At 61.9% G+C, this 12684-nt stretch carries 6 protein-coding genes; 4 read left to right on the top strand and 2 right to left on the bottom strand.

The features are described from left to right. Nucleotides 1–65: 65 nt before the first annotated feature. From thiL to ACXJ1Z_RS14610, 4 genes are all read left to right on the top strand, one after another. A complete protein-coding gene (thiL, locus tag ACXJ1Z_RS14625) occupies nucleotides 66–1028 on the top strand; it encodes a thiamine-phosphate kinase (RefSeq protein ID WP_463777610.1) in 963 nt (320 codons plus the stop codon). Nucleotides 1029–1179: 151 nt separating this feature from the next. Beyond that, entirely contained in the window at nucleotides 1180–3333 is a 2154-nt protein-coding gene (locus tag ACXJ1Z_RS14620; RefSeq protein WP_463777609.1) for a sodium-translocating pyrophosphatase, read from the top strand. A gap of 127 nt (nucleotides 3334–3460) precedes the next feature. Beyond that, on the top strand, nucleotides 3461–4615 hold the full coding sequence (locus ACXJ1Z_RS14615) for a GNAT family N-acetyltransferase (RefSeq protein WP_463777607.1): 1155 nt from the start codon (nucleotides 3461–3463) through the stop codon (nucleotides 4613–4615). After that, nucleotides 4612–5460, top strand: coding sequence for a transcriptional regulator (locus tag ACXJ1Z_RS14610; protein WP_463777606.1), 849 nt, complete (start codon nucleotides 4612–4614; stop codon nucleotides 5458–5460). The genes ACXJ1Z_RS14615 and ACXJ1Z_RS14610 overlap by 4 nt, the downstream gene beginning before the upstream one ends. Before the next feature lie 1536 nt (nucleotides 5461–6996). Here the strand turns inward: ACXJ1Z_RS14610 and ACXJ1Z_RS14605 are convergent. Continuing rightward, the gene (locus tag ACXJ1Z_RS14605; protein WP_463777605.1) at nucleotides 6997–9525 is read right to left on the bottom strand and encodes a DEAD/DEAH box helicase family protein; all 2529 of its coding nucleotides are present in this window, start codon (nucleotides 9523–9525) and stop codon (nucleotides 6997–6999) included. 106 nt (nucleotides 9526–9631) lie between these two features. Beyond that, complete coding sequence (gene uvrA, locus ACXJ1Z_RS14600) at nucleotides 9632–12526, bottom strand: excinuclease ABC subunit UvrA (RefSeq protein WP_463777603.1); 2895 nt, start codon at nucleotides 12524–12526, stop codon at nucleotides 9632–9634. Between the last annotated feature and the right edge of the window lie 158 nt (nucleotides 12527–12684).

Below are 12684 nucleotides of genomic sequence, written 5' to 3'. Positions count from 1 at the left end.
CTCGCGAAGAGGGGATCGTCGATCATGGCCTCGACTTCGTGTTCATGTCCCGCCACTACGATCTGATGAGCACCGAGGCCACATTCATCGCGAGCCTACGTGCGATCGCTACCGCGCCTGCTGCGCGGGGCCTGGCAGACGATGCAGCCGTGCTCGAGGTTGGCGGAACGCGGCTGGTCCTTACGATGGACGCCATTGTCGAAGGCACACATTTTCTTCCGCAGGATCCGGCTGAGACAGTCGCTTGGAAGCTGGTAGCCACCAACGTATCCGACCTTGCAGCGAAGGGAGCCGCACCGCGCGGTTGCCTTCTGACCTACTCGTTATCGAACGATGACAGCTGGAACGCTGCCTTCCTGGGCGGCCTTGACGAGGCATGCCGCGCTTTCGCTATTCCCCTACTGGGTGGCGACACGGTGCGCCCACCGCAGGATACGCCACGCAGCTTTTCCCTTGTCGCGATAGGCGAACCGGCAGCCGGGGTCACTGTCCCATCGCGCCATGGCGCAAAACCGGGAGACGTGCTGTGGGTGTCGGGCCCGATCGGAGATGCCGGACTTGGGCTTGCGCTGTTGCAGGGTCGGCTAAGTGCGGATGCCGAAAGCCGGACTGAGCTTATTGGAGCCTACCAGCGTCCCCAGCCCTGCCCGAACTTGGGTATTGCTCTGGCCCCTCTGGTAAACGCCATGATGGATGTATCGGATGGACTGTTGATCGACAGCCAGCGGATGATTGCCGCGAGCGAAACCGCAGCGAACATCGAAGTCGAGCGAATACCCTTATCCCGTGCATATGACGCGGTTGCGGGCAATGATTGCACCGCCCGGCTCGCAGCGGCGACAGCAGGGGATGACTATTGCCTGTTGTTTGCAGCACCCGTTGCCGCCGAGGCCGCACTGCGGTCCGCAGCAGGATCATGTAGAACTATCATCCATCCGATCGGAGCGGTTCAGGCCGGCGTCGGTCTAACCCTCACCTTCCTTGACCGTCGGGTACCATTACCAGACCGACTCGGATTCGAGCACTGACTGCCGACCACCGACGGGTGGCACTGGCAATGTGCCAAGGCGTTGGTACTTGCTAGACAGCAAAGCAAAGCTTAGCCCTTCCTAAGAGCAGCGTAAAAAAGCTGCCGCAAAAAACATAAGTTGGGAAAGGGGATGTACCGTGGACCTTGTCATGGTTGCAATCGTCCTGGGCCTTGTAGGCGTGCTCTACAGCCTGGTCACCAGTAGACAAGTGCTAGCTGCGCCTGTGGGAAGCACAAAAATGCAGGATATCGCAGCAGCTATTCAGGAAGGGGCAAAGGCCTACCTTGGTCGTCAGTATACTGCGATCGCGGTGGTCGGCGTGATCGTCTCGGTCGTGATCTATCTAACGTTAGGATCGCTCTCGACAGTTTCGTTTATAATTGGCGCGGTTCTGTCCGGAGTCGCCGGATTTGTGGGTATGAACATTTCAGTGAGAGCTAATGTTCGGACGGCCGCCGCCGCGCAAAGCTCGCTCCAGGGCGCACTGACGCTGGCTTTCCGATCAGGCGCCGTTACGGGCATGTTGGTCGCTGGGCTGGGACTTCTCTCCATCTCTGGACTCTTCTGGTATCTGATCGGGCCCGCCGGGTTCGCACCGAATGCCCGACCGGTCATATCCGCTCTGACAGCGCTTGCGTTCGGTGCCTCCCTCATCTCCATCTTCGCGCGGCTCGGCGGTGGCATATTCACCAAGGCGGCGGATGTCGGCGCAGATCTGGTCGGTAAGGTAGAGGCGGGCATCCCTGAAGACGACCCACGCAATCCCGCGGTCATCGCCGATAACGTCGGTGACAATGTCGGCGATTGCGCCGGCATGGCGGCCGACTTGTTCGAGACTTATGTCGTCACGATCGGATTGACGATGGTTTCCATCGCTTTGCTCGTAAAGGCTCCGACACCAGATCTGCTTCGGCTGATGGCGGTCCCGCTAGTGGTTGGCGGAATGTGCATCGTCGCTTCGATCATTGGCACCTTTTTCGTCACGCTTGGTGCCAAGGCTTCGATCATGGGCGCGTTGTACAAAGGTCTTTGGGTCACGGTCATCGTGTCAGCCGTACTTATCTACGCGGTGTTTCAGTACGTCTTCAAGGATCTTCATGCCGTGATCGGAGGAGCCGGATTTTTGCAACCGGGCACCGACAGCCTGACAACACAGGGCAGGCTTGGCACTGCTGCGCGAAGTGGTGCGGAGTTCACCGGCCTGGATCTTTTCTGGTGCATGATGATCGGGCTAGTGGTCACCGGCCTGCTGGTCTGGATCACCGAATATTACACCGGCACCAACTACCGCCCCGTACGTTCGATCGCGAAAGCGAGCGAGACCGGACATGGCACCAACGTCATACAGGGTCTCGCGATTAGCCTGGAGTCGACGGCGGCACCGACATTGGTTCTGGTCGTGGCGGTGGTGGCCACCTATCAGCTAGCGGGCGTTATCGGGGTCGCATTCGCCGCCACCTCGTTGTTGGCGCTGGCAGGTATGGTGGTCGCACTCGATGCCTATGGACCGGTGACCGACAATGCTGGCGGGATCGCCGAGATGGCAGGACTGGATGAGACCGTCCGGGCTCGCACCGATGCACTCGACGCTGTCGGCAACACCACGAAAGCCGTTACCAAGGGATACGCCATCGGTTCGGCAGCGCTGGCCGCATTGGTTCTGTTCGGCGCTTACACGACCGATCTGAAAGAGTTCTTCCCGGCCGTTACGGTGGATTTCTCCCTTTCGAACCCATTCGTCATCGTAGGCCTACTGTTGGGCGCGCTGCTACCATACCTATTCGGCGCTTTTGGGATGACCGCCGTCGGCCGGGCGGCAGGCTCGGTGGTCAAGGACGTACGTGAGCAGTTCCGCTCGAACCCTGGCATCATGGCGGGAACGAGCCGCCCGGATTATGCCCGCACGGTCGACATCGTCACGAGGGCGGCGATCAAGGAGATGATCGTACCCTCATTGCTGCCGGTGCTATCCCCCGTGCTGGTCTATTTCATCATCACCGCAGTCGCAGGGCAAGCCGAGGGGTTCGCGTCACTCGGCGCGATGTTGCTCGGCGTGATCGTATCCGGACTGTTCGTCGCCATCTCGATGACCTCGGGTGGCGGCGCGTGGGACAACGCGAAGAAATACATCGAGGATGGCAATCACGGCGGCAAAGGTTCCGAAGCCCATAAGGCTGCGATCACCGGTGACACAGTGGGCGATCCGTACAAGGATACTGCGGGGCCAGCGGTCAATCCGATGATCAAGATCACCAACATCGTCGCGCTGCTGTTGCTTGCCATCCTGGCTGGGCACGCCTGACAACCGAACTACCCGAGAAAGCCTTGCCCACGATCCGAGGCTTTCTTGGCATGCAAGTTAAGCAAATCGTGACCATCATCTGCTAGCGATCAGGATGTGCGGTCCGTCCGCTCGGCAGGTGGGGTCGATGAAAGCCGTGGCGACGCAGTTCAGGACCAGGCATGCCGCCGCCGAACCCCCAAGCCTCGCCGTCGACGAGGGCTCGCTACATCTGGCGTCCGGGCCGGAAATGGCCGAGCCAGATGCCCAAGCATCGTGGGATCATCTCGCGGACCGGGCGAGCGAGCCCAACCCGTTCTTCGAAAGCTGGTACCTCCTGCCTTCGCTGCGGCACCTTGGCAATTTCGCGGACGTACGCCTGTTGTGCTTCAGACAGGGCGGACAACTTGCCGGTTTACTGCCGATCGTTCGTCCGAGCCGCTATTATCGCTGGCCCTTTCCGCATCTGGCGAGTTGGCTGCACGCCAATGCCTTCTGCGGCGCGCCACTGGTAGCGCGTGGCGCCGAGGCGGTGTTCTGGAAGGCGTTGCTGCGGTGGGCGGACGAGCAGGCCGGCGCCGCGATGTTCCTGCATTTGCGCGATCTGCCCCTCGATGGTCCGCTGTTCGCCGGATTGGAGGCCGTCATCGCCGACGAGAATCGACAGGCCGAGGTGGTCCACCGGGAGGCCCGGGCCCTGCTCGCCTCCGAGCTGTCATCCCAGGCGTACTGGGAAGACTCGCTGTCCGGCAAGAAGCGCAAGGAACTGCGCCGGCAGGCCAACCGCCTTGCCGACGAGGGTACCGTCGCCTTCCACCGCTCGACCGCTGCGGACGGGCTGAAAGAATGGTGCGACGCCTTCCTCCGCCTTGAGCAGGCCGGGTGGAAGGGTGCGGCCGGTTCCGCCCTCGCCTCTGATCCCGCCACCGCCGCGCTGCTTTGCGAGAGCCTGGCCGGCGCGGCGCAGCGAGGGCGGCTGGAGCGGTTGACGCTCACGCTCGATGACCAACCCATCGCCATGCTCGCCTCGTTCCTGTGTCCGCCGGGCGCGTTCTCGTTCAAGACGGCGTTTGACGAGCGGTATTCGCGATATTCCCCCGGCGTGCTGCTGCAACAGGCCAATCTGGCGATCCTCGACAACCCCGCGATCATCTGGACCGACAGTTGTGCCGCCGCCGACCATCCGATGATCGACCACATCTGGCGGGAGCGGCGCGAGATCGGGCGGTTGTCGATCGCCATCGGCGGGGCGGCGCGGCGGTTTGCGTTTCGCCAGCTGGTTCGGGCCGAGACCAAGCGATGAGCGTCTTTCCGCCCGCCTCCCGCCTCGCCTTTGCCGCCGCTTACCCCGAGCAGCCGCATGTCCTCGCCCACACCCTCGACCACCACCCGCTGCTGGAGCGCGAAGCCCTCGCCCAACTCGCCGAGGCGCTGCCGGCAGCCTCGGTCGAGTACAACGCCGCCGACCAGCCCATCGGCATCGACGGCAAGCCCGCCCCCACCGGCTTGCCCATCGGCGAGACCATCCGCCGGATCGAGAGCAGCGCTTCGTGGGCGGTGCTCAAGAATGTCGAGCAGCACGCTCCCTACGCCGCGCTGCTGGCCGATCTGCTGGCCGAGCTCACCCCCGATATCGTGGGCCGGACCGGGCGGATGCTCAAGACGCAGGCCTTCGTGTTCATCAGCAGCCCCGGCAGCATGACGCCCTACCACTTCGACCCCGAGCACAACATCCTGCTGCAGGTGCGCGGGTCCAAGGTGATGACGCAGTTCCCCGCCGGAGACCCCCGCTTCGCGCCGGACAGCGTGCACGAAACCTACCACACCGGCGGCGGCCGCGAGCTCAAGTGGCGCGACGAGTTGCTGGCGGGCGGCACCGCCTTCGCGCTCAACCCCGGCGAGGCGATCTACGTCCCCGTCATGGCGCCACATTTCGTGCGCAACGGACCGGAGCCGTCGGTCTCGCTCTCGATCACCTGGCGCTCGGAGTGGAGCTTCGCCGAGGCCGACGCGCGCGCCTTCAACGGGCTGCTGCGCAAGTGGGGCGTCTCCCCTGCGCGCCCCGGACGCTGGCCGGCGAGCAACCGCGCCAAGGCGCTCGGCTGGCGGCTGGCCCGGAAACTCGGAGCGAAGCTGGGCGCGGGCTGAGCGACCGCCAGGTTGCCGCAGTTGCCGGTGTCCTGAGGGCATCTTCCGTCGCCCGCCACCGGGCGCCGATCGACCCTGGCGCCTCGCTCTCCGCCCGACAATCCGTCACCCTGAACTCGTTTCAGGGTCCATCGTGCCGCATGCCCGGGCGTGTGAGGCGGCAAACCGCCCGCGCCCTCTGCGATCCCGACACTTGAGCTACCCTGCACCATGGACCCTGAAACGAGTTCAGGGTGACGAAGTGGGGTAGGCGAGCCAGCGTCGATCACCGGCGACTGCGTCGTCGGTCCTCGCGCTGGATCGGGAACGAACCTGACCTTCGCCATCCCCCACGACTTGTACTCCACCACCGGAGTGTCGTCCTCCTCCCCATCGTCGTCTCGGTAGATCGGGTCGTTCCAGTCCGGCACCCGGCCATCCGCGTCGCGTTCGTCGATGGCGCCGTAGGCGTCGCATTCGTCGACGATCTCCCAGTTGGCGGGCAGCGGTTCGAGGCTCTCCGCCTCCACCGCCGCGTCGACGCTGGCGCAGGCGCGGGCGTGCCAGGCGTCCCATTCGGCCAGCGCGGCGTCGAACCAGGGGGTGTAGAGCCCGGTCGGCTCGTCGTCCTTCGTGGCGAGGCCGGCGCGCGTGTCGGCCTGCCACTGCGCGATCGCCTCGTGCTGGAGCTCCGCCGCGCGCCGGTCCGCGAAGGGCTCGCGCGCCTTGGGGAGCAGCGGCGCGGGCGTGTTCCAGTTCGGGCCGTGATCGACCAGGCCCGCTGCGGGCGCCTCGCCCGCGATCCCCGCCACCAGCTCGTCGAAGCGCGCGGCGAGGTCGCCCGCGTCGGTCTCCTCGGCCGCCTTGTCGAGCCGCGCGAGGTGCGCGAGCAGCAGGCGCGAGTCATGGCGGCGGCGCGTGCCGACCCGCTCGCCCCGGAACCACACCGGCTCCTCGTAGCCATCGAGCGCGCGGGTGCTCAGCGCCTCCTCGGCCACCCCGCGCGCCAGCACCAGTGCCGCCTGCCAGCCGGCATCGAAGGCGCGATCCCGCCGCCGCGCGACATAGGCCGACTGGTGCGAGAGCCCCACCCGCGCCGCCGCCGCCCGCACGTTTCCCGCCTCGGCAAGGTGATGCAGGAACGCCGCCTTGCGCGCGGGCGTCCACGAATTGTGGTTGGCGTGCTTCAAGTCGTGGAGGGTCTGCGCAGAGAAGGGATCGCGCCGCGTCGGCTCGCCTGCAGGGCAAGCGCCTTGCGCGCCGCCGGTCTCCCCGGCCGCTGCCGGCCCCTCACCCCCCCGCGCGGCCCGAGCGGTCGCCTGCCCCGCTGCGAGAACGGGCGTATCGTCCGGCAAGCCGATGTCCCGATCGGCCGGTATCCACCCCCGCCCGAACGACGTGGGATAGCTCGGCCCCGAGCCCTTCGCTTCTGAACTGTCCGACATGGTCACCTCCAACATGAGCGAGCCCAGCGCAACGTAAGCGCGCCAAGCGAACCCATATGGTTAGATCATGTTGGGGCATGTAGGAAAGCTATTTTTGATCCATTGTCCGCCGCTATGCCAACGTTTGAGCGATCCTCGCTTTCAAAGCCTCAAGGCGATAACGTCCGTCCGCATAGAGACTTTCAACGCGTCCTCTACGCTCAATGGGCAGGCTTTTACGAATTACCATGGCAGCCGACATAAACTCGCTTCGTAACTCTATAAGCTTGCCAATTTGCACATGCATCATTTCAGCAGAAGGATGAGCTTGGTTGGAAACCGAAGCAGACTCACAGACATAGACTAGCCCTAAGAATGCATTTCCGCTGTATGTATCTTTTACGTACTGAATATGATCATGTCCTTGACCAATTTCTTTTTTAGTCAATTCACTCCCAGGACCCTTGTCAGTCTTCAACTCGAATGCTAGCGCGAATTTGCTTTCGCTTTCAATCCAAAGCACATCTGGACCAGTTCCCAACTCGTTATCAGGCCGGGACGATTCAAAGCCAAGAAACTCACCAAGTGCACGAACTGCTTCTTCAGCTTGGTTCGGCGATCCACCAAGATCGCGAAATGCGCGTTCCAACCGCGTCCATTCTCTATCAAACGCGTTTGCTGACGCGATACTCAAAAGCTGTGAAAGTGTTTGGACAAAACGCGGCGCATTAAGCGATGCCGCTGTCTCATCTCCTCTACCATACGGGTACCGCGGGATTGCCAAACCCAAGCGGTTCTTAGCACGATCGTAGTTGATGGCTGCGGCTTCAAAGTCGCCTTGATGCTCAAAACACCAAGCCAGCCACATCGACTGCCAGCCTGCTAATTTTTCATCGACCCGAGCCGTATTCTCTATCGCCTCGTCGAGCGCCTGCCTCGCACCATCTATGTTACCAGTCCACACACGGGATGCGAAGTCAGCTTCGGCCAATGCCGCTTCTTCCAAACCCTCTACCGCTTGATGAGCACGCTCAGCCTGATCACGATCAAGCTCCTGCATTTGGATGTACTTAGAATAGAAAGATGTCCAGTTTTCATCACGTGGATTTTTTAAAACGACTTGTTCGATTACGTCTATAACTGAGCCGTTGTTGATGACTGACATCTCGGTTTGCACCTGACGTCCAAGCAGGATTTGATTTTGTAGCAAAGACGGCAGTAAAGCAACAAATCTATCTCGTTGCATCCACGTATTTAAGTCTCTGCCAGCTATCAGAAAAGCACCATAATCCGAACGACCGCGATTTATCCTTCCGAATAATTGCACAACGCGATTTACGAGCTTATTCATGAGATATCCCTGCATGTGCAGGGATTCCCAGAAATATCTTTCCAATAGGCTACCGGATATTGGAAGACCATCTAATACCATTACGCGACAGGTGGCGTGTGGGAGGTCGATACCATCCACTCGCGACACCAGTATAAAGGCACCTTGATCAGCTCGACGGAACGTATCTAACTGACTACTAAACTGTTCTTTCTTGGGCGGCTGCGCTACTCGCTCCCACTTTTCAGCAGACTTGTAACTCGGTACTGCCACCAGCACCTTCGCACGCTCCTTAATCCGTTCAACTAGCGCGACTTCAATGTCTTTCTCATCTAGAGATCGACCAAACAGAATAAGCCGCTCACCATTTCCCGCATCATTCTTGGGTTGGATTATTTTCTCGGGTCGACGGCCAAACGCACGAATGACATCAACGGTGTTCGTAAGTGTCGCCGAGAGGTAAATACGCCTCACGTCTCGCTCAAAGATATCTAAAGCACGTGATGGAAGAAAAGGAGGCGAGATTTCGCAAACACCCTTCCCAAATATCACAGCACACCTATCAAATTTGTCTCTCAGATTTGGATAATTGTACTTTAGATTTTTGTCATTCTCGATATTGAACCGTGCCATCGCTTCACTAATTTGCGATGCTACCGCACGGACCATGAACGGCGGAGCCAGCAGTAAGCTCGATGTATGTGAACCAACTGCTATGCCTTCTTCAAATTCTCTGAGGCGATCAACCGCAGCAAATTGAGGACGAAATAAAGCGGCAAGTTGATCGAACAAGGCGCTCTGGTTTTCACGCTTGATCGTCAACGTGAACGCATCACGGAGCGAGACCTCGGCTACATGAGCGTCATCGAAAATAACAGCGTCAGGAAAATATCTCCGTCTTAGAGAACTAAGGCCGTTAAAAATCGCAGCATAGGTTGTGATACAAAATGACTTTTCACTTTCGAAAAGGTCATTTGAGAACTTGCCATCAGTTCTAAGCGTATATTGTATGCCTAGGCTATCCGCTTCTCGAGCAGTCTGCTCAACTAGGTCGATTGTAGGACATACATAAACAACGTTACGAAGACCCTCGTTAACGAGACTCTTCGCCACTAGTAGCCCAACTACTGTTTTCCCTGCTCCAGTATTCAACGAAATTAATGTGTCGGTTTTGGACCTTGACGCATTCCATTCCTCAAGCGCTTGCGCCTGCCCTCTCCATAGGTCATTCGGCGCACCAGTCACCCTCGGAAGCGTCTCGAATATCCTTATCGGGTCAGTCGGCGCCGCCCCGATTTGACCAAGGCTCATCTGAGTAAAATCAAACGGCATGCGATATTCCTTGGGTGATTTCGCCTTTTCTCTGAGAACCTCCGGGCTCAAGTCAAGGTTGACAAGCTTATGCTAGGAAGTTTTCTACAGCCGCAGCGAAGTGGCTTTACCGCTCCAACAGCGGCTTCAAATAATGCCCCGTGAAGCTCGCCGGGTTGGCCGCGACTTGCTCGGGCGTGCCGATTGCGACGATCTCGCCGCCGCGGACGCCGCCTTCAGGGCCTAGGTCGATGATCCAGTCGGCCACCTTGATGACGTCGAGGTTGTGTTCGATCACCACTACCGAGTTGCCCTGGTCGACGAGGCGCTGGAGCACTTCGAGCAGCTTGCGTACGTCCTCGAAGTGGAGGCCGGTGGTCGGCTCGTCGAGGATGTAGAGCGTCTGCCCGGTGGAGCGGCGGGCGAGTTCCTTGGCGAGCTTCACGCGCTGCGCCTCGCCGCCCGACAGCGTGGTCGCCTGCTGGCCGACCTTGACGTAGCCCAGCCCCACTTCGTTGAGCATGTGCATGCGGTCTCGGATCGGGGGGACGGCCTTGAAGAACTCCTCGGCATCCTCGATCGTCATGTCGAGCACGTCGGCGATCGAGAGGCCCTTGAACCTCACCTCCAGCGTCTCGCGGTTGTAGCGCTTGCCGTGGCACTCCTCGCAAGTGACGTAGACGTCGGGCAGGAAGTGCATCTCGATCTTGATCAGGCCGTCGCCCTGGCACGCCTCGCAACGGCCGCCCTTGACGTTGAAGCTGAAGCGGCCGGGCTTGTACCCGCGCTCGGCGCTTTCGGGCAGGCCGGCGAACCAGTCGCGGATGATGGTGAAGGCGCCGGTGTAGGTGGCCGGGTTGCTGCGCGGGGTGCGGCCGATCGGCGACTGGTCGATCTCGATCACCTTGTCGCAGTTTTCCAGGCCGGTGATCTTGTCGTGCGCGCCCGCGATCACCCGCGCGCCGTTGAGCAGGCGCGAGGCGCCGGCCTGCAGCGTGTCGATGGTGAGCGAGGATTTTCCCGAGCCCGACACGCCGGTGACGCAGCAGAAGGTGCCGAGCGGGAACTTGGCGGTGACGCCCTTGAGGTTGTTGGCGCGCGCGTTCTCGACCGTGACGAACTTCTTGTTGCCCTTGCGCCGCTTGGCCGGGACCGCGATCTCGCGGGTGCCGTTGAGGTAGGCGGCGGTGAGGCTGCCCTTGGCCTTCAGCACTTGCTTGAGCGTGCCCTCGGCGACGATCTCGCCGCCATGAACGCCAGCGCCGGGGCCGAGGTCGACGATGTAGTCGGCGGCGCGGATCGCGTCCTCGTCATGCTCGACCACGATCACCGTGTTGCCGAGGTCGCGCAGGCGCTTGAGCGTGGCGAGCAGCATGTCGTTGTCGCGCTGGTGGAGCCCGATCGAGGGTTCGTCGAGCACGTAGAGCACGCCCGAGAGGCCCGAGCCGATCTGGCTGGCGAGGCGGATGCGCTGGCTCTCGCCGCCTGACAGCGTGCCGCTGGTGCGGTCGAGGTTGAGGTAGTCGAGCCCGACGTTGTTGAGGAAGCCCAGCCGCTCGTTGATCTCCTTGAGGATGGCCTTGGCGATCTGGCTCTGCTGCGGCGTCAGCTTGGCGTCGAGCTCGCCGAACCAGGCATAGGCGTCCTGCACCGAGAGGCGCGCGGCGTCGGCGATGTCGCTGCTGGCGATCTTGACCGAGAGCGCCTCGGGCTTGAGGCGCTTGCCGTGGCAGGTCTCGCAGGCTTGCGCGGTCTGGAACTTGGACAGCTCCTCACGCATCCAGGCGCTGTCGGTCTGCAGCATGCGGCGGTTGAGGTTGCCGATCACGCCCTCGAACGCCTTGTTGACGGTGTAGCTCTTGCGCCCGTCCTTGAAGGTGAGCGGGACGGCCTTGCCCCGGGTGCCGAACAGGATGGCGTACTGGTGTTCGGCGTCCAGCTCCTCCCACTTGGTCTCCAGCCGGAAGCCGAAGTGTTCGGCCAGGCTGGAGAGCACCTGCATGTAGTAGGGGCTGGGCGGGTTCGACTTGGCCCACGGCACCACCGCGCCCTGCTTGAGGCTGAGGCCTTCGTTGGGGACCACCAGCTGGGGATCGAACAGCAGCTTCTCGCCCAGGCCGTCGCAGGCTGGGCACGCGCCTTGCGGGGCGTTGAACGAGAACAGGCGCGGCTCGATCTCCTCGATGGTGAAGCCGCTGACGGGGCAGGCGAACTTCTCGGAGAAGACGATGCGGTTGGAAGGGAGGCCGGCGCCTTTGAGATTAACGCCTTCGCCGCCCTCTTCGCGGCCCGGCACGACGCCGTCGGCGAGATCGACGTAGGTCAGCCCCTCGGCCAGCTTGAGCGCCTGCTCGAATGAGTCCGCCAGCCGCGTCTGGATGCCGTCGCGCACGGCGATGCGGTCGACCACCACTTCGATGTCGTGCTTGTACTTCTTGTCGAGCGCGGGCGCGTCGTCGATCTCGTACATCTCGCCGTCGATCCGCACGCGGGTGTAGCCGGCGCGCTGCCATTCGAGCAGCTCCTTGCGGTATTCCCCCTTGCGCCCGCGCACGACCGGCGCGAGCAAGTAGGCGCGCGTGCCCTCGGGCAGGGCCATCACCCGGTCGACCATGTTCGACACCGTCTGCGCCTCGATCGGCAGGCCGGTGGCGGGCGAATAGGGAATGCCGACGCGCGCCCACAGCAGGCGCATGTAGTCCCAGATCTCGGTCACCGTGGCGACGGTCGAGCGCGGGTTGCGGCTGGTGGTCTTCTGCTCGATCGAGATGGCGGGGGACAGGCCGTCGATGTGCTCGACATCGGGCTTCTGCATCATCTCGAGGAACTGGCGCGCATAGGCGCTCAGGCTCTCGACGTAGCGGCGCTGGCCCTCGGCATAGATCGTGTCGAACGCGAGGCTCGACTTGCCCGAGCCCGACAGCCCGGTGATGACGATCAGCTTGTCGCGCGGAAGGGCAATGTCGATGCCCTTAAGGTTATGCTCGCGCGCGCCGCGCACGGTGATGTGGGTCAAGCTCATGAAGGCGGTGTGTTCCGGAAATGTTCGGGACGGTCAAGCGTCGGGGATGGATTTGCGATGTGGGTGCGCGCCACCCGATTGCAACGCGCGATTCGTCACGCCCGCGTTCGCGCCGGACCTGGCGTGCAGCCCCGCCCAACCGTCCCGCGTGCCCAATC

It is taken from the genome of Novosphingobium sp. TK46 (genome assembly GCF_055361525.1).
This window is presented reverse-complemented; position numbering and strand designations above follow the sequence as displayed.